The organism is Paenibacillus polymyxa (assembly GCF_001719045.1).
Classification (GTDB): domain Bacteria; phylum Bacillota; class Bacilli; order Paenibacillales; family Paenibacillaceae; genus Paenibacillus; species Paenibacillus polymyxa_B.
In genome coordinates, this window is the sequence record NZ_CP015423.1 from 1,674,285 (window position 1) to 1,692,212 (window position 17,928).

A 17,928-nucleotide genomic window follows, 5' to 3' on the forward strand; every position below is an offset into this window, starting at 1 on the left:
TACGGGACATCTTTTATTTCTTATTCATCACACCATGACCCAGCCTGTCGGTCAGTCTGGGAGCTAACTGATACAGCTTGAGAAAAGGAGATACCCAACGTGGCAGATTAACCTCCTCCTTGCCAAGCTCCATCGCTCTTACGATATGCCGTGCTACCTTATCAGGTTTTAGCATAAACCAGCTTACATTTCGAACATATCCTCCTGAAGGATCTGCCAGTTCAAAAAACGGTGTGTCGATTGGCCCGGGGTTAATCGTCGTTACAGTCACTCCACTCCCGCGCAGCTCTTGCCGAAGCGCATTGCTGAAACCGAGCAACGCATGCTTCGTCGCCGTGTAAGAAGAAGATTTAGCTGTCCCGATTTTCCCGGCCATGGATGCTACATTGACAATCTGTCCATGGCCCCGCTCCGTCATTTGCGGCAGAAACGCCTTGATGCAGCGAACAACACCCATGTAGTTCACGTCCATCATTTGTTCAAACTCCATCAGGTCGGTTTCATTAAAATACTCAAACTTTCCGTAGCCCGCATTGTTAAGCAATATATCGACCCGTCCGTACTGTTCCAATACTCGTGCAGCAACAGCCTCTACCTGCTCCTGGCGGGTGACGTCCAGTTGGATAAGCTCATGTCTGCCGCTGATTCCCGCAGATACTTGCTTCAGTCGCTCCTGCGAGCGTGCTGTTAAAATAGGAATCGCGCCCTTTTCGCTTAACAACTGAGCGCAAAGGGCGCCAATCCCACTAGATGCACCTGTAATCACAACTATCTTGTCCTGTAGTATATTCACGGTCATCCCTCCACATTAAAGAAACTTGCTCCTTTAATATTAAGAGATCATCACCTGAATATCCAGCTCACCGATTCCTTCCACCGTAAGCGGAATATAAAGGGCACGCTGAGGCACAAAAGTGGTCAAGTTTTCTGATTTCATGACCTGCGGAGGCGTAATATCCACGACAATTCCCTGACTGGACAAAATCGTACTGGCATTACCACTAATCATATTGCCCAATTCTGAAATTGCGCTTTTTCCCATCTCATCAATTTCAGTCAACACAAATCCGCCCATCATCGCTGATACCATACGTAGCGCCACCTGTTCATTCAGGCCGAACACAATATTTCCGCTAAGCTGTCCGGTCATCCCGATCATAATCCAGATGTGGTCGTCCACCAGCTCGACATTTTTCACACCAAGATTTCCGGGTGAAGGAGATACTTGGATCAATTGTTCAATGACCCGTCGCGCCGACTCCAAAAAAGGATTTATCACTTCTGCCTTCACGATCAAAGCGCCCCTTTACGATGGGCTTTTAGACATACAACAAAAGTCCCATTTAAATTAGAATTTTTTAATTAAATATTACTGTAAAACGAATCGATCCTCAATAAAATGCTCTCTATATCACTTATCGACAGCTACCCGGTAATTTTTTATAGCTAAATCACAAAAAAATGTGAATAATGTCCTATATCTTTGCTTCTTACCGGTTTTAGATTGATTATTTTTGAAGGTTTTCAGGACTTTAGTCTTTATTTCCCAATATACCACACTTTAAGGTGCTCTGCTTCGATTCATTGCCCTTCCTGCTCGAATAACCTATAATTTAATGAAATAAAGCATAACGACGGTTTTACATATGAACCTATGGGATTGGCTAAAAATATTCATTCTATACAGCTGCGATAAGATTAAGAAAAGAGAGGAGGAACTTCATGAACATCAGTCAACTTGAAACACTTATCATGATTTCCAAAACGATGAGCTTCCGCAAAGCCGGGGAACTTCTCAATTTGACGCAGCCGGCGGTGTCCGCCCAAATTAAAAGTCTAGAGGATGAGTTCAAAACCATTCTGATTGACCGCAACCAGCCTGTCACCCTGACCGACCGGGGAGCTGTTTTTTTGGAACACGCCGAGCGCATATTAGAGGTTGTTGAGGAATTAAGACAAAAATTATACGATCTAAACGAAACACCGCAGGGTCACATTGCGCTGGGCACCACAACATCCATCGCTATTCAAATTTTACCGCGCGTGCTTTCCTACTTTCAGGATCAGTTCCCTCTCATCAAAACCTCCATTCAATCCATGGCTTCCTCAATGATTTATCAGCAGGTGGAGAACGGACTTATTGATGTTGGCATCGGTTATCTGATTGAACGTAATCCCAATTTAAGCACTTCGGTTCTGTACTACGATTCCTTTGAGCTAGTCGTGTCTCCTACTCATCCACTGGCCTCACAACCACATGCTACCATTGAAGCCCTTCGGGAAATTCCGTTGATTCTGCTCTCTCCCGATACGGTGGGACGAAAATTCGTGGATGATGTATTTAAAAAGCACCAAATCGCACCTCATGTCGTGATCGAGTTGTCCAGCAGCGAGGAAGTCAAACGGATGGTCGAAATTAATCTCGGTGCTGCCATTATTTCCAGACTATCGGTCACTTCTGAACTGCGTGCAGGCACATTAAAAATGATCCATATTCCCGAGCTGGAAGTTAGTCATCCGGTAGGAGTGATTTATAAATCCGGCCGATATCTAAACTCAGCCATGCAGCAATTTTTAAGTGATCTGAAGGGGATGCCGGAGACGAATTTCACCAGTTCTGAATAACGTAATTCGCTATGAACACCATACGAAATATAAACCCTGATTACGAAAGGAAGACAGGCTATGAAATTTGATCTGCACACCCATCATTTCCGCTGCGGTCATGCAGACGGAAACATTCGAGATTACATTGAAGCAGGCATTCAGTCGGGCTTACAAGCGATTGGTATTTCGGACCATTCCCCTTTCCTGGGCAGCGAACAGGATCAGGCTTTTCCTAAAATTTATATGGCTAAGTCACAGCTTGCTGAATACGTAGAAGAGGTACAACAGCTTAAAAAGGAATATGAAGGCCGTATTGACGTGCTCCTCGGATTGGAAACGGATTATTTTCCTGATTTTGCTGAATTATATCGTTCCACTCTGGCTCCTTATCCATTTGATTACCTCATTGGGTCGATTCACAATGTCGAAGGGAACAGCATTTTTAACCGTAACCGTTGGAACAAATTAAGCGACGCTCGTAAAATCGAGGTCAAACAAGCCTACTATGCGCTCATTCAGGAATCTGCGCGAAGCGGCATGTTTCAAATTTTGGGTCATATTGACGCAATGAAGGGAAACTTTCCTGCCTTTTCAGACATTCCTGCCGATGAAGCCATTGATGAAACCTTGCAGGTAATTGCGGAATCCAATGTGGCGATTGAAATTAACACTTCGGGTAAAACCAAGCTAAGTGGCGGATGGTACCCGTCTGCTTCTATTTTAGAAAGAGCGCACCATTTTGGTGTGGAGGTCACTTTTGGTTCGGATGCCCATAAGCCTTCGCGGGTAGGCGATGACTGGGAAGAAGTAAAGGCAATGCTGAAGGATATCGGCTTCCGGGAATGGGTCTATTTTAAAGAAAAACGTAAAATTCCTGTGGTGCTTTAAAATTCAAGGTGGGAATTGCCGCTCCGCAAATGATTTGATCTTACGAACGCTGCTGCAATGGGATTGTTGGGGATTGTAATTTATACGGTGATAATTCCATTGCAAAGGCGAACGCTTAGCAAGATTATGACATCTATGTGTGAGGAGAATTACATATGCACTTGGAAGATCCTATGAACAAGCTTAAAAAGCTAAAGCATGACATCACGCGATTTATGCTCATCTATAAATTTGCGCTCGACGAAATGGAAACCAAGATTGAAATATTAAAGCAGGAATTTCAAGCATTGCACGATTACAGCCCTATTGAGCATACCAAATCACGCCTTAAATCTCCTGAGAGCATCATGAATAAAATGATTCGTAAAAATAGCGAGTTATCGCTGGATGCTATCAAAGATCATATTAAGGATATCGCAGGTTTGCGTATTACTTGCTCTTTTATTTCTGACATTTATGATGTCAGTAACATGCTTCAGAGACAAAGTGACTTGAAGGTACTGGAAATTAAGGATTACATCAAGAATCCCAAGCCGAACGGTTACCAGAGCCTGCATTTGCTGGTTCAAGTTCCTGTATTCATGTCGGATTGTGAGGAGCTAGTCTGCGTAGAGGTGCAAATTCGAACCATTGCGATGGATTTCTGGGCCAGCCTGGAGCATAAAATCTTTTATAAATACAACCAGTCTGTGCCCGAAAACCTGACACGTGAATTAAAGAACGCAGCAGATTCCGCTAATGCTCTCGATCTTCAAATGGAGCGACTGCATCGTGAAATTAAGGAGATTAAAGATGCTAGAGGTGAAGAGGACTCCATAGAGGAGCTTCGAAAGATTATGATTAATAATCAGCAAATTACGGTGCCGGCCAATTTCTTGAAGCTTCTAGGAGAGTAAGATTAGGCGGTGCTCCACCGCTATGCGAATGATTTGATCTTATGATCGCTGTTGCAACGGGATTCACTGGATGGTATAAGCCCTTTAAAGGGTAGAATCCCATTGCAAAGGCGAACGCCTGCGCTTCTCCAGATTCAAATTCTCCACTCCGCCTGCAGGATACAAATTTATGATCAACGAATCGCGTGTTTGCTCAAAAATTGAAGAATAGAATCATTGATTAAGATCGGCTTCTCTCTAAGCATGTGCGGTCGATGACTACAACCCGGAGCAATTAGATAACGTGAGTCTTGGACCCTTGAGCATAATTCCAGGAGTTGCTCTTCTGTGGCGAAATCATCATGTTCACCCGCGATAAATAATGCAGGGCACGTAATGCTGCTTAACTCACTACGTGTCAATTGCGGATATTGGCGCCAATCCTGTGCGCTCTGACGCATAAATTCTTGCCAATTCCCCTGATGTGCCTCCTCATGCCGATCCATCATTTGATGGATCATTTCATAACGTTCGTTTTTGATGAGCCACTCTGGTTCAAATTCATCTGCCCCCTCAGGACATGCGACTCCACTACAGCCTATGGTCGTAACGGTAGCGAACATTTGAGGGTGCTTCACCGCACAGTATAAAGCCACATTGCCTCCGCAGCTGTACCCAATAAGATGGGCTTTGGAAATATGTAGCGCCTCCATAAAATCAATTACATCTTCTGCGAGTTGAGGGGTGCTCCATTCCAGGCTATCACATTTTGTTCTGCCATGACCCCTGTGGTCGGGAAAATAACATGTATACTTTTGCTGAAAATCAAGTAATTGCGATGAAAAAGCTAGAATTCCTCTTGAATAATGACTGTGCAAAAATATGACGGGTTCTCCTGCCCCCATTTTTTCATAATACATTTCTAAGTTCTGAATCTCTACGTATGGCATATGATCCTCCCCTTTTCAGTCGCTCCGTATCATTTACAATCATTATTTCGTCTATCTTAATATAAATGAAAACCATTTCAGGAGGAGTGATGTAAGTATGAAAAAGATACTTGTTTTGGGTGGAACGCGCTTTTTTGGCAGGAGACTGGTGGAACGTCTGCTGGAGAGTTCCGAGAACTCCGTTACCATCCTCACACGGGGCCAAGCAAGCGATTCGTTTGGTGACCGCGTTAAGCGAATCTATGCAGACCGTACCGATCGGCAAGCGCTCGCTGAGGCGGTAGGTGAGCAAGTGTGGGACGTTGTTTATGATAATATTTGCTTTTCTCCAGATGAAGCCAGCGAAGCCTGCCGCATTTTTGATGCTAAAGCTAAGAGGTATATTGTGACCTCCAGCCTATCCGTCTATGATTCGAGCCCGGAAGTGCTGACAGAGAGCATCTTTGACCCTCAGGCTTACCCGGTTCGCAAGGGCGGGAAGGACGATTTTACATATCAGGAGGCTAAACGGCAGGCAGAAGCAGTTTTTATGCAGCAAGCTACATTCCCTGTAGTTGCTGTTCGTTTTCCGATTGTATTGGGGACAGACGATTATACGAAAAGACTTCACTTTCATATCGAACATGTTCGTGAAGGAATAGAAATCGGAGTCCCTAATTCCGCAGCACAAATCTCATTTATTCGTTCCGATGAAGCCGCAGATTTTCTGTTTTGGCTTGGTCACACTCCTTTAACAGGGCCTGTAAATGCTTGCTCCGACGGTACAGTGAGGATTGGAGAGCTCATTTCGATCATTGAGCAGGTAACGGGAAAACAAGCTGTGATGAAAGAAAAAACAGCAGACGAGCACATGTCTCCATTTGGTATTACACAATCGTGGTACATGGATACGTCCAAAGCCCAGTCAGAGGGGTACTCATTTCTCTCCCTACATGAATGGCTTCCAGAACTGGTAACCAGCCTGAACCGTTCTTATAAATCATAAAAAAAGAGGACCCGAAGCTTCGAGTCCCAGCAATATATATAATTCAAAGGGGGTCATGTCTATGTTGTACCCACTCTATGTTAAAGTAACTTTGCAGTTATGTTTCATTTTTGTAACAAACTGAAATACAAATGAGCCCAGCCAAGGCAAGAAGGCCACTCGCCGCCACAGAGATAGAGAATGCCCTAATATAATCTGACAATTTAGCTTCTGAAAGCGTGTGATGAAGCGAGGAAGAGAACAAGAACCCGATCAAAGCGACTCCCAACGAATTAGCCAAGTACATAAAGGTCGTGAACAAGCCTGAGCCCGTTCCTGCCTCTTTAGCCGATACAGCACCCAGGACGACATGAGCCAGTGGCGTTGTGGCCATTCCGAGACCCAAACCATATACACCTAGTATCATGATAATTTGAATATGAAATAGGTGGAACGCATCTAGATGTAACGATCCAATGAGCAGAAAGCTACAAATCCCCATGATTAGCATACCTGATTTCAGCACCTTGCTCCCCCACCTCTTAACCAGCCTAGACGACCATAATGAGGTAAGAAAAAAGCCAACACCTAGCGGTAAAAAGACCATACTTGTGGATCGAACATTGTATTTCAAACCGGATTGTACATAATAATTCAAAATAAAGAAGAACGAAAACATACTAAGATAGATGACAATTACCGTCAATATCCCTGCGCCGAATGACCTCTTTCTAAATATAGATAGACGAATAAAAGGCGAGCCTCCCTTCTTTTCTTTTCCCATTTGCGTAACTATAAAAGCAACCAAAACCAGAATGGACAACAGCAGACAACCCCATGTCCATGAAGCCCAGCCCTGCTTTTGTCCGGTTGTCAACGGATAGACAAACAACAATAAACCAAGAAGCAACAGAAAAGCCCCTGCCCAATCCATGTTTGGCACGGATCTGCCATAGGATTCCGAAATAATAGGACAAAAGAGTAACACTAACAGCCCAAAGGGAACATTAAAAAAGAAAATAATACGCCAACCCAGGCCAAAAAGGTTCCAGTCTACCAAAAATCCACCCAGAATTAAACCAAGTGTAAACCCAACCCCAATGATAGCTCCATAAATCGCAAATACCAGCCCTTTCTCTCTGGGAAGAAAGCTGCTTTGCATGATAGATAGAACCTGAGGTTGAATCATGGCAGCTGATATCCCTTGAAGCACACGGATCATAATGATTAACATAGGGTGCGATACGATCCCTCCTAACAAAGCCATCAATGTAAAACCCAACACCCCGATGCATAACATGCGTCTTCTACCATACATATCTCCTAGTTTGCCACCCAATATCAAGGCCACAGCCAATCCCAGAGAATAGCCCGTAAATATGAGCTGTGCCTCCGAAAAGCTGGCGTGCAGGTCCGCCTGCATCATCGGAAGGGCAACCTGCATCATATAGGTATTCAATGAAATCAACAAAGTGGGAAGTAAAATAAGAGCTAATGCGTACCAGCGACGCGAGTCTACCTGCTGTACTGCTTGAGGATTAGTCATAGATATGGCAAAACGATCTTTCATGGTAGTTCCTCCAACTCTATAATGGTTATCTTTGATCTTTTCATTTCTCATCTCAACTTGATAACCATTATCATCTATAAAGGAAGGAGGCTCTACCTACGGAGGTATTTTCTATGCCTATAGAAGGAGCACAAATGCAAAATCCTCCAAACATGATGGACATGCTTGAAGGATTGGTTTCATTAAGATTTATTCGAAAATGTATCTGGGTTACGTATTTTCTTGATATATTCGCTAGGATTACAACCATAATACTTTCGAAAGGTTGTCGTAAAATTGCTGGCGTTGCTGTACCCAATTGAAAAGGCAGTCTCTCCAATGTTTAATTGTTCAACTTCCAAGTACCAGAGTGCTTTTTCCATTCTTTGCTTACGCACCATTTCAAAAATAGTCATTCCGAATAAATGGGGGAATCCCTTCTTTAGCTTGAATTCATTAAGCCCAACCTTTCGAGCCAGCGCTTGAATAGACAGGGGATGTTCAAAATGAAGAATGACGAATTCACGAGCCTTTTGGAGCTTGGATATATCTTCACGACTTATAAAATGGCTTGTCCCCCTTGTTTCATGTCCATCCATCTCCCCAAATAATGCAATAAAATCCATTGCCTTGCTTTCCATGTATAACCGTTTCATCGTCCCATTGTAGTTGCAATGTATCATGTCAAAAACACACTTATGCATGGCTGGCGTATCCGCATAAGAGTCAATATTTCCCTTGTAACGCTGCAGCCATGTTTCCATGCTATGCTTTTCTGCGATATCTCCGGCATAATGAAAAAGCTCTTGTGGAGAACATCGTATTTCCAGCATTTGATGGCGAACTCCTGCCTTCTTTTCCTCATAAACCAGTTCATCCTCTAAATATAAAACATTCCCGGTCAAGCGATTGGTATGACTTTCTTTGCCGTTCCATTCACAGTATATTTCACCGTTTAAGCAATAGCTGAGTTCAAAGAGAGGACAAGCCTCCTGAATATGAAGCTTCATATTCTGTTCAAAGGTGAGATCCGTGACTACGATTTCCATACCTGGGCGAATCTGTGTGCGTGTCATGCTTCCCTTGCCCATATGCGGGGGAAGCGTGAGTTGTTGCTCCCATTTTTTATGATGAATGCGACCATCCACAAGCTCCGTGAATTGGTCAAATAAATGATGAATGTCTGCACTCCATATATTCAAAGCCAATATCAGCCCTTCTTTCCTGTTCAGTCCTAACTATAGAATAACAAAAAAAGAGGACCCGAATCATCGGGTCCCAGCAACATTTATTATTCAAAAGGGGGTCATGTCTGTATTGTACCCGTCCTGTGTTAGAGTTGTTTTGCAGTTATATTTCATCTTTGTAACAAAATATTCCACTGCCATTTCTATGCATAATCCCCTTGGTTCATCGAAAATACCAATACACTCGGCACCTCTCCTGAGGGATCATAAGCACCAATTGTACGCAGCAGGCGCATCTTATTTTTAATAAGTACGCGCATGGAAGCCTGATTATCCTCTTGGCAACGACTTTCGATCCGCTTGAGCTTCAAAGATCCGAAACCAAAATTCAGCATTTCTCCCACCACTTCTGTAGCCAGCCCCTGTCCCCAAAAAGGACGATCCAGAATATAGCCCAGTTGTGCCTCACCCGTTCTTTCATTCCATTGTTGAAAAGAGACGATACCGAGCAACGGTGAGGAGGTAAGCTCATTGGATTCACCAAGGAGATTGCTTTCTCCTGTATTTCTCTGATGCCATTCCACCGCAAAATGCAGGGAATCTAGTGAATCAGCAGATATTTTAATTTGCGCAACCAGACGCCGCATTCGTGTATTGACTGGTTTGCGAATTCGATTCACATATTGGATCACCAATGGATCGGATAGAATCCGTTCCAGCGCGGGATAATCCTCCGTTCTTAGCTGGCGCAATCGGACTCGGCGGGCGTAAAGCTCCGGTAGCCCAAGACGAAGCATTTCTCTGGTCAGCACAATGTTCCCCCCTGCGGATGGATTGGCTTTTAGAAATGAATGTTTCCATACTTAATCCAGGTCCTGAATCCCGCGGTAAATTCCTGTGCGCAGCTCTCGAATATAATACGGCAAAGAAGGCACAGCAGCTTCCTCCGCTTGTTTTACCGCCAGTTCTATATCATAAGGTACACGTACAAAATGAATGGAGAAGGACGTAGGCTGCTCCTCTCCCATCTCACCCTCTAAAATGCAGTAGGAAGCCTGCGTAACATCCAACGGATTCCCGACACTGCCGACGTTAAAAAGGGTTTTTCCCTGAAAATGCTGGATAAAAGCATTGTGCACATCACCATATCCCACAACATCTGGAGCAAAAGCAACTTTTCCATTTTCTTCTGCTAACGGATCGAACATGGCAAGCCGTTTTTCCGGCTCATCCCATGGCTGCACACGGTGATATACACTTTGCGGCGAGGCATGCACCAGACGGATACGGCGTCCGCTCATTCTGAAATCATAATGAAACGGTAACTGTGCCAAATACTGCACTCGTTCTGCCCCCAAGCGTTCGGCTTGCCAGCTAAAATTGAGATCATCCGTAATACTAACCAGCTCATCCCAATTCCCCCGCACGACCACTTCACAACGTTGACGGACAGCATCCAGAACCTCGCACGGGCTAGGCCCTTTGCCGATCAGATCCCCCAAACAAAACACACGGCTAATGCCTCGGGAAGCAATATCCTCCAGCACCGCCTCACAGGCAGGCCAATTGCCATGAATATCTGAAATGACAGCAATACGATCCATCTGAACCTCACTCCTTTGTCCGAAACGACTACATCTCTACACTACATTCAAGCCATCTTTATGTAGTTCCAACATATATGATAAAGATGAAAAAAAGATCATGGCCTATTGGCCGGATTTTAGCGTAATGACACTAAGCTCTGGTCTGCACAGCACGCGAATCGGCAAATGTGTCATGCCAATGCCTCGGCTGACATACAGCGGCATTCTCTCTGTTCCCACATGAAATAACCCCTGGATGTACTTGCGTCCACCCGGAGGCGGCATTGGTGCTCCAATGACCGGCAAGCGTACCTGTCCTCCATGCGTATGCCCCGACAGTTGAAGATCAAAGGACATTTGCGCCGCTACATCTGCATAGTCCGGCTCATGCATCAGCAGCAGCTTGCACATCTCATCAGGTAGCCCGTGAATGGCACGCTGCGGATTGGGCTTGCCCATGATGTTATCCTCTAAACCGACCATGGCTACACGCTGTCCCGCAAGCTCTACAATCGCATGCTCGTTTCTCAGCAGCGTAAATCCGGTTTTCGGGTATAATTCCTGAACTCCGGCTGGTAAGCCTCTATAATCATGATTGCCCAGAATAGCAAATTTGCCAAGTGTGGCGTGCATCGAAGCCATAACTGGAACAGCAGCCTTCATGGATACTGCATAGTCATCTACAATATCGCCTGTAAAACAGAGCAAATCTGGCTTCAGACCTGCGATCCGGTCCGCAAGCTCGCGCAGATCCTGCTCATCCATATGAAAACCCAAGTGCACATCACTGAAATGTACGACCCTGATTCCGTCAAAAGCAGACGGAAGACGAGGGAGAGTCAAGTTGAAGCGTGTAATTTCCAAATGATTAGGCTCCCATAAGGAAGCATATCCTCCAGCCAGAAGCGCGGTTCCGGCTGTGGCTAAAGCCGCCTTTTTCAAAAAATGACGGCGCGAAGGATTGGCTGGTTCATTTGAAATGGAACGCCGCGAAGAACCGGGAGGGATAGCGGCCCCCTGATGCGGGCCATCCTGACTCTCGCGGCGGGTGTGCGGCGTCTTCTCCATATGCGTTCCCCCTTGCGATCTATTCCTTGATCTCACTTTTTAGAAATTCTTACTGTCCAGAAGCTTTAGCGATGGGTGGACAACCACTGCTCCGCATAGTCTACCAAATCACGTTGCCTCGCGAAAAAACATGAAGCCTCTCCAATGTTCACTCGCGTAAAAGCTGAGGGACAGTCCCGTTCAAAATCAAGTCCCAGCTTCTCAAAGTCATCTGAGGTAATATTAAAATCCTGAAAAGATACCCACGCTTTTGCTCCATCCACTATCATAGGAGCTTGATGCGTGATCACTTCTCGTCCATTATAGGCTGTTCGATATTCCGCCAAATGCAAGGACGTGTTGCTGTCATGTCCGCAGCCCAACAGCAGCACATAGGCATCTGCCTCATACAGCTTTGCCAAGGGCGAATGCTCACCCAGCCCATAGTTGAGCTGATGATCTGTCAGTAATCCCAAAGCAGCAGGTCCACGTGCCGCCAGAGAAACATGCGGATGCCCGCTGCGCTTGGTTCCCGGCAGGCCACGGAACGCTTCTACAATGATGCCCATCCCCCCGGTCAGCGTCCAGGCCGGATTATAAGCGGGCATTTCCTCGCGTACCAGTTCCCACCATGACTCATCCAGAGGCGGGTTCATCCAGGTCGAAGGATCAGTCAAGTCATGAGACTGTGTCGGCATCACCAGCGTCCCTTCCGGGCCAACCGCTTCGGTTAGCGCGGCAAGAATGGCCGAGGCTCCGCCTGGAACAAAGCGCCCAAAGCTGCGCATCGACGAGTGAACAAGCAATGTCATGCCGCTCCGAACTCCCAGCTCCTTTAATCCCTTCATGACATCCGACCTAGTGACAGGTCGATTCGTTATCGGTTGCACAGTCACCTGTCCAGCCTCCTTTTCTCCAAAAACGATACACAATACCATAATTATACCATAACTGCTATCCGCGCTCCTTCCTCCATGTTACCCTCCATCTTTTCTGAGCGCAAAAAAACAGGCTTTCTCCAGTTTGAGAAAAAGCCTGTTTGGGCAAACCTATTCGCTGTCTAGTGCTATACAGTCAGCCAGCGCTTGAACATATGCTTGGTCGTTTCCTTATTCATTTCGGCAATAGAAGTTGTCAACGGAATGCCTTTCGGGCAAGAACGTACGCAGTTTTGCGAGTTCCCGCATCCTTCCAGCCCATCGTCCGTCATCAACGCCTCCAGCCGCTCTTCTTGATTCATTTCCCCTGTCGGATGGCTGTTAAACAGGCGAACCTGAGATATCGCCGCAGGTCCGATGAACGTCGTCTTCTCGTTGACGTTCGGGCAAGCTTCCAGACAGACACCGCAGGTCATGCACTTGGACAGCTCATACGCCCACTGACGCTTTTTCTCTGCCATTCTAGGACCAGGGCCCAGATCGTAGGTACCGTCAATCGGAATCCACGCTTTGACCTTCTTGAGCGCGTTAAACATCCGGCTACGGTCGATGACCAAATCCCGAACTACCGGAAACGTGCTCATCGGCGCGATCGTAATCGGCTGCTCCAGCTTATCGACGAGCGCTGCACAAGCCTGACGCGGCTTGCCGTTAATCACCATGGAGCATGCTCCGCATACTTCCTCCAGGCAATTCGACTCCCAGCATACCGGGGCCGTCTCTTTACCGTGGCTGTCCACCGGGTTACGCTGAATTTCCATCAGCGCGCTAATCACATTCATCCCCGGACGATAAGCCAATTCAAATTCTTCCGTATAGGGACTGGCTTTAGGATCAGCTTGACGGGTCACAACGAACTTCACTGTTTTATTCGACTTCACTGCTTGCTCCGACATCTAAATACACTCCCTTCCGTTATTTGTTCTTGGAATAATCCCGAATACGCGGCTTGATCAGCGAAACATCCACCGCTTCATACGAGATTTGTGGTCCTTCCGGTGTCCAGTCCGCAATCGTTGTTTTCAGGAAATCCTCATCGTTGCGATCCGGAAAGTCTGGTTTGTAATGGGCCCCGCGGCTTTCGTTGCGCAGTAGCGCACCTTTGGTCATCGCTTCAGCCAGCTCCATCATATTCCACAGTTGCCGTGTAAACGCCGCACCCGCATTGTTCCAGCGCGAAGCGTCATTAATGTTAATGTTAGAGTAACGCTCCTTCAGCTCCTTGATCTTGTGGATCGTGGCTTCCAGCTTGTCATTATAACGAACCACAGTCATGTTGTTCGTCATCCACTCACCCAGCTCTTTATGAAGAACATAAGCATTTTCTTTTCCGTCCATATGCAAAATACGCTCATATTTCTCCGTCTGCTGATGAACTGCTGCATCAAATACGGAGGTAGCTATATCCTGTGCAGATTTTTTCAAGCCCTTGATGTATTCCACAGCCTTAGGTCCAGCCACCATCCCGCCGTAAATGGCTGACAGCAACGAGTTCGCACCCAAACGGTTCGCACCGTGATATTGGAATTCACACTCACCAGCCGCGAACAAGCCCGGTATATTCGTCATCTGATTGTAATCGACCCACATACCGCCCATTGAATAATGAACAGCCGGGAATATTTTCATCGGGATTTTGCGCGGATCGTCACCGACGAATTTTTCATAAATTTCAATAATGCCGCCCAGCTTTACATCCAGTTCTTTCGGGTCCTTGTGTGACAGATCAAGGTAGACCATGTTCTCGCCATTAATACCCAGTCCATCATCAACGCATACACTGAATATTTCACGTGTCGCAATATCGCGAGGGACCAGATTTCCGTAAGCCGGATACTTTTCTTCGAGGAAATACCATGGCTTACCGTCCTTATACGTCCAAATACGACCGCCCTCTCCCCGTGCCGACTCGGACATGAGACGCAGCTTGTCATCACCTGGTATAGCCGTCGGATGAATCTGGATAAACTCACCGTTCGCATAGCGTACGCCTTGCTGATACACCGCACCGGCAGCCGTGCCCGTATTAATGACGGAATTCGTGGTTTTACCGAAAATAATCCCGGGGCCACCAGACGCCAAAATAACTGCATCCGCCGCAAAAGTCTTCACTTCCATCGTACGCAAATCCTGCCCGCAAATCCCTCGACAGATGCCTTCATCATCCAGTACAGCCTGTAAAAACTCCCAGTTCTCGTACTTGGTCACCAAACCCGCAGATTCCCAGCGCCGTACCTGCTCATCGAGAGCGTACAGAAGCTGCTGTCCTGTCGTCGCACCGGCAAAAGCGGTCCTATGATGCTGGGTACCGCCGAAGCGGCGGAAGTCCAGCAGTCCTTCCGGTGTCCGGTTAAACATGACGCCCATGCGGTCCATGAGATGAATGATCCCCGGAGCCGCTTCGCACATCGCTTTTACCGGAGGCTGGTTGGCCAGAAAGTCCCCGCCATAGACTGAATCATCAAAGTGAATCCAGGGTGAGTCTCCCTCACCCTTGGTATTTACCGCACCGTTGATGCCGCCTTGAGCACAAACGGAGTGGGACCTTTTGACCGGAACCAAAGAAAATAAATGAACGTGAACTCCCGCCTCTGCCGCCTTGATCGTAGCCATTAGACCTGCCAGACCGCCGCCCACGACAATAATGTTGGATGCTGCCATTTCTGCTCACTCCTTTTTTTAGGATTTTAACCAAATCCCCTTTTACGTTTGAAAATAGAATCTCAACACGATGTATAATTGATATGAGTCGTTTATAGTAGCTGTTTAAAAGCGCCGCATTGCACCAAGGCAGTTGCCGTTTCCTGAAATTCCGCACTGCGGAATGCAAGCAGGGAAGCGATGAAGCCGATAGACACCACCACGAACAGGGTCATACAGATATAAGAAGATACTTTTTGCGCACGTGGTCCCACGGTAATCCCCCAACTGACCATAAATGCCCACAGTCCGTTAGCAAAGTGAAAGGATGCCGAAACGACACTGATTAAATACAAAATGAAATAAACCGGGTTCGTCACGATGCCATGCATGACTCCGCCTAGCTCCTCATGGGTTACATTACCCAGAGCCACCTGAAAGCGCGTGTCGTATACGTGCCAGATAATAAATACAAACGTAATGACGCCGGAAATACGCTGGAACAGAAAGCGCCAGTTACGTGAATAGCCGAATCTTTTGACATTCGGGTCAGCCTGATAAGCAATATACAAGCCATAAATTCCGTGGAACAGTAATGGCAAGTAGATGAATAACGTTTCTAGCACAATAACCAGTGGCAAACCATTCAGGAAGGCCACGCTGCGATTAAATCCTTCCTTGCCGCCCTCCACCGCTGTGAAGTTCGTCACCAAATGCTCAACAAAAAATAGAGCCAGCGGAATGACGCCAAGAAGCGAATGCAGCTTTCTGGAATAAAATCCTCTCATCTAGGTCATGCTCCCTTCTCCCAATAATAGCGTTTTCAATAGTAATATAACATATAAATTGACAGTTTCCGACAGGAAATGTCCAACAAGGTGTCCCTTATAAGGAAAAACAAAAGTGTGAACATCTTGTGTCGCTTTCATGTTACTCCTTTTCGGCTTATAATGGAATTGCAATATACGTATTAATTATTATGTCTTTTTTGCATATAGAGAGGAAGTGGATGATTTGTTTGAGGATTTGAACGCTTTTGCCGTGATTGTCGAGCAGTCCAGCCTGAATAAAGCCTCCAAACTGCTGAATCTGTCCCAACCTGCCCTGTCTCGCAAAATTGCGAAGCTGGAGGAAGAGCTGGGTGTGAATCTCTTTGATCGTCGGGGCAAACGGCTCGAAATTACGTCCACTGGCCGATTTGTTTATACATTCGCGCTAGAGCAACGGCAACGACAGCTGCGCTTCTTACAAAAGCTGTCCCAGCACAAAAATGAAGCCCAGAGTATGCTTACACTCGGGGCTAGTCTCACGACACTCCAAACGACGCTGCCTACCCTCGTCGAAGCTTTCATGAGCAAGCATCCTCAAACCGAGCTAAAGCTGCTCACCGGTAAAACCCATGAAATCGTCGCCTTTGTACGTGACAAAAAAGCAGACGCCGGTATTGTCGGGTCTGCCATTCATGAAGCCGGACTGCGTTGCATTCCGCTATTTGATGATCATTTGGAGCTCGTTGTTCCCATTGGACATGAATTAACCGTCAAGACAGGAACGGCCTCGATGAAAGATCTGCAAGGATTGCCGATGATTATTTTCTCCAAAGGAACCTGGTACCGCAGTCTGACGGATGACTTGTTCCAGCGCAGCGGCATCATGCCGGATATCCGCATGGAAATCGACTCCTTCGAGGCAATTGTACGCCTGCTTCCAACCTGTAAGGCTTCTGCCTTGCTACCCAAATCCTATTTGCGGAGCGAACTATTACGGGATAATGGACTCACTGCATTATACTTGCCCGATTTGAAGGAGACACGCCGAACAACCTCCCTCATTTACTCGGAGACGACCGATCTCGGTCCGACAGCACGACGCTGGATTAGCGAGACACGTGCGTCGTTTGCAGGCTACCGTATGGTGTAGAGGGTTTAATCCTCTTCATTAACATTAACAACCTCATCCTCAAAGCGACCGATATTGTCATTCGAACCGATGATGACCATAATATCATCTGCTTTTAGCCGATCCATAGCCGTCGGTGCGATCAGGATACCGTTCGCCGTATGAAGCGCCACAACGCTACAACCAAAGCGGGTACGGGCATTTAGCTCTGCTAGCGTTTTGCCATTCAGACATGCAGGTACATTGAGTTCCACAATACTGTATTCCTTAGACAACTCCAAATAATCGAGCAAATTAGGCGTGACTAGCTGGTGAGCCACCCGGATACCCATATCCCGTTCTGGATAAATAATCCGGTCCACACCGAGCTTTTCTAACGCACGCCCGTGCAGCACAGATATGGCTTTGGCTACAACTTTTTTCACACCCAGCTCCTTCAGCAAAATGGCGGTGAGGATGCTTACCTGAATGTCATCACCAATAGCAACAATGCCACAATCGAAATTACGGATGCCCAGTGATCGCAACGAGTCTTCATCGGTAGCGTCCGCCACGACAGTATGTGTCAACATCTCACTCATACTGTCCACAACATCCTCATTCCGGTCAATGCCTAGCACCTCGCACCCCATATCCACCAATTGCAAAGCCAGGCTTGAGCCAAACCGCCCCAAGCCAATAACTACAAACTGCTGCGTTTTCATATCTACTCGAAAACTCCCTTATCTGAATCAATTTCATAAATGAGGATTTTGCACAAATCCCATAAGCGACTTCCAATGAAGAAGATATAGAACG

The 17,928-nt window shown here is 46.5% G+C and carries 18 protein-coding genes; 5 read left to right on the forward strand and 13 right to left on the reverse strand.

The annotated features are described in order from the left end of the window. Positions 1-13: 13 nt before the first annotated feature. Complete coding sequence (locus tag AOU00_RS07495) at positions 14-793, reverse strand: SDR family NAD(P)-dependent oxidoreductase (protein WP_081330690.1); 780 nt, start codon at positions 791-793, stop codon at positions 14-16. 39 nt (positions 794-832) lie between these two features. Beyond that, positions 833-1,291, reverse strand: a complete 459-nt coding sequence (locus AOU00_RS07500) for a chemotaxis protein CheX (RefSeq protein ID WP_061830098.1) — start codon at positions 1,289-1,291, stop codon at positions 833-835. A gap of 431 nt (positions 1,292-1,722) precedes the next feature. Here AOU00_RS07500 and AOU00_RS07505 point away from each other — a divergent pair, with 431 nt between their 5' ends. The 3 genes from AOU00_RS07505 (at position 1,723) to AOU00_RS07515 (ending at position 4,391) form a co-directional block, all read left to right on the forward strand. Continuing rightward, entirely contained in the window at positions 1,723-2,625 is a 903-nt protein-coding gene (locus tag AOU00_RS07505) for a LysR family transcriptional regulator (protein WP_061830100.1), read from the forward strand. Between the two features lie 60 nt (positions 2,626-2,685). Further along, positions 2,686-3,495: a histidinol-phosphatase gene (locus AOU00_RS07510; RefSeq protein ID WP_061830102.1), complete on the forward strand. Its 810-nt coding sequence runs from the start codon at positions 2,686-2,688 to the stop codon at positions 3,493-3,495. Between the two features lie 155 nt (positions 3,496-3,650). Continuing rightward, the gene (locus AOU00_RS07515) at positions 3,651-4,391 is read left to right on the forward strand and encodes a GTP pyrophosphokinase (RefSeq protein WP_061830104.1); all 741 of its coding nucleotides are present in this window, start codon (positions 3,651-3,653) and stop codon (positions 4,389-4,391) included. A 173-nt stretch (positions 4,392-4,564) separates the two neighbouring features. On the opposite strand, the gene AOU00_RS07520 is transcribed toward AOU00_RS07515, so the two are convergent. After that, positions 4,565-5,320: an alpha/beta fold hydrolase gene (locus AOU00_RS07520; RefSeq protein WP_069290312.1), complete on the reverse strand. Its 756-nt coding sequence runs from the start codon at positions 5,318-5,320 to the stop codon at positions 4,565-4,567. 97 nt (positions 5,321-5,417) lie between these two features. On the opposite strand from AOU00_RS07520, the gene AOU00_RS07525 reads away from it, so the two are divergent. After that, the gene (locus AOU00_RS07525) at positions 5,418-6,305 is read left to right on the forward strand and encodes an NAD-dependent epimerase/dehydratase family protein (protein ID WP_069290313.1); all 888 of its coding nucleotides are present in this window, start codon (positions 5,418-5,420) and stop codon (positions 6,303-6,305) included. Between the two features lie 97 nt (positions 6,306-6,402). On the opposite strand, the gene AOU00_RS07530 is transcribed toward AOU00_RS07525, so the two are convergent. The 9 genes from AOU00_RS07530 to AOU00_RS07570 form a co-directional block, all read right to left on the reverse strand. Continuing rightward, positions 6,403-7,854: an MFS transporter gene (locus tag AOU00_RS07530; RefSeq protein WP_069290314.1), complete on the reverse strand. Its 1,452-nt coding sequence runs from the start codon at positions 7,852-7,854 to the stop codon at positions 6,403-6,405. Positions 7,855-8,036: 182 nt separating this feature from the next. After that, a complete protein-coding gene (locus AOU00_RS07535; RefSeq protein ID WP_069290315.1) occupies positions 8,037-9,041 on the reverse strand; it encodes a helix-turn-helix transcriptional regulator in 1,005 nt (334 codons plus the stop codon). Between the two features lie 182 nt (positions 9,042-9,223). Beyond that, complete coding sequence (locus tag AOU00_RS07540; RefSeq protein WP_069290316.1) at positions 9,224-9,832, reverse strand: GNAT family N-acetyltransferase; 609 nt, start codon at positions 9,830-9,832, stop codon at positions 9,224-9,226. Between the two features lie 51 nt (positions 9,833-9,883). Continuing rightward, complete coding sequence (locus tag AOU00_RS07545; RefSeq protein ID WP_025724028.1) at positions 9,884-10,624, reverse strand: metallophosphoesterase family protein; 741 nt, start codon at positions 10,622-10,624, stop codon at positions 9,884-9,886. A 105-nt stretch (positions 10,625-10,729) separates the two neighbouring features. Next, positions 10,730-11,674, reverse strand: a complete 945-nt coding sequence (locus tag AOU00_RS07550; protein WP_069290317.1) for a metallophosphoesterase — start codon at positions 11,672-11,674, stop codon at positions 10,730-10,732. 65 nt (positions 11,675-11,739) lie between these two features. Continuing rightward, entirely contained in the window at positions 11,740-12,549 is an 810-nt protein-coding gene (locus AOU00_RS07555) for an AAC(3) family N-acetyltransferase (protein WP_069292022.1), read from the reverse strand. A 170-nt stretch (positions 12,550-12,719) separates the two neighbouring features. After that, complete coding sequence (gene sdhB / locus AOU00_RS07560; protein WP_013311795.1) at positions 12,720-13,487, reverse strand: succinate dehydrogenase iron-sulfur subunit; 768 nt, start codon at positions 13,485-13,487, stop codon at positions 12,720-12,722. A gap of 19 nt (positions 13,488-13,506) precedes the next feature. Beyond that, complete coding sequence (gene sdhA, locus AOU00_RS07565) at positions 13,507-15,252, reverse strand: succinate dehydrogenase flavoprotein subunit (protein WP_061830109.1); 1,746 nt, start codon at positions 15,250-15,252, stop codon at positions 13,507-13,509. Between the two features lie 92 nt (positions 15,253-15,344). Then, the gene (locus AOU00_RS07570; RefSeq protein WP_061830110.1) at positions 15,345-16,019 is read right to left on the reverse strand and encodes a succinate dehydrogenase cytochrome b558 subunit; all 675 of its coding nucleotides are present in this window, start codon (positions 16,017-16,019) and stop codon (positions 15,345-15,347) included. Positions 16,020-16,245: 226 nt separating this feature from the next. Here AOU00_RS07570 and AOU00_RS07575 point away from each other — a divergent pair, with 226 nt between their 5' ends. Continuing rightward, a complete protein-coding gene (locus AOU00_RS07575) occupies positions 16,246-17,151 on the forward strand; it encodes a LysR family transcriptional regulator (RefSeq protein WP_028541456.1) in 906 nt (301 codons plus the stop codon). Positions 17,152-17,156: 5 nt separating this feature from the next. On the opposite strand, the gene AOU00_RS07580 is transcribed toward AOU00_RS07575, so the two are convergent. Then, the gene (locus tag AOU00_RS07580; RefSeq protein WP_028541455.1) at positions 17,157-17,834 is read right to left on the reverse strand and encodes a potassium channel family protein; all 678 of its coding nucleotides are present in this window, start codon (positions 17,832-17,834) and stop codon (positions 17,157-17,159) included. Between the last annotated feature and the right edge of the window lie 94 nt (positions 17,835-17,928).

Coding starts and splice junctions, on each gene's coding strand:
- AOU00_RS07505 (WP_061830100.1), top strand. CDS start 1,723: ATGAACATCAGTCAACTTGAAACACTTATCATGATTTCCAAAACGATG.
- AOU00_RS07510 (WP_061830102.1), top strand. CDS start 2,686: ATGAAATTTGATCTGCACACCCATCATTTCCGCTGCGGTCATGCAGAC.
- AOU00_RS07515 (WP_061830104.1), top strand. CDS start 3,651: ATGCACTTGGAAGATCCTATGAACAAGCTTAAAAAGCTAAAGCATGAC.
- AOU00_RS07520 (WP_069290312.1), bottom strand. CDS start 5,320: ATGCCATACGTAGAGATTCAGAACTTAGAAATGTATTATGAAAAAATG.
- AOU00_RS07525 (WP_069290313.1), top strand. CDS start 5,418: ATGAAAAAGATACTTGTTTTGGGTGGAACGCGCTTTTTTGGCAGGAGA.
- AOU00_RS07530 (WP_069290314.1), bottom strand. CDS start 7,854: ATGAAAGATCGTTTTGCCATATCTATGACTAATCCTCAAGCAGTACAG.
- AOU00_RS07545 (WP_025724028.1), bottom strand. CDS start 10,624: ATGGATCGTATTGCTGTCATTTCAGATATTCATGGCAATTGGCCTGCC.
- AOU00_RS07550 (WP_069290317.1), bottom strand. CDS start 11,674: ATGGAGAAGACGCCGCACACCCGCCGCGAGAGTCAGGATGGCCCGCAT.
- sdhB (WP_013311795.1), bottom strand. CDS start 13,487: ATGTCGGAGCAAGCAGTGAAGTCGAATAAAACAGTGAAGTTCGTTGTG.
- sdhA (WP_061830109.1), bottom strand. CDS start 15,252: ATGGCAGCATCCAACATTATTGTCGTGGGCGGCGGTCTGGCAGGTCTA.
- AOU00_RS07570 (WP_061830110.1), bottom strand. CDS start 16,019: ATGAGAGGATTTTATTCCAGAAAGCTGCATTCGCTTCTTGGCGTCATT.
- AOU00_RS07580 (WP_028541455.1), bottom strand. CDS start 17,834: ATGAAAACGCAGCAGTTTGTAGTTATTGGCTTGGGGCGGTTTGGCTCA.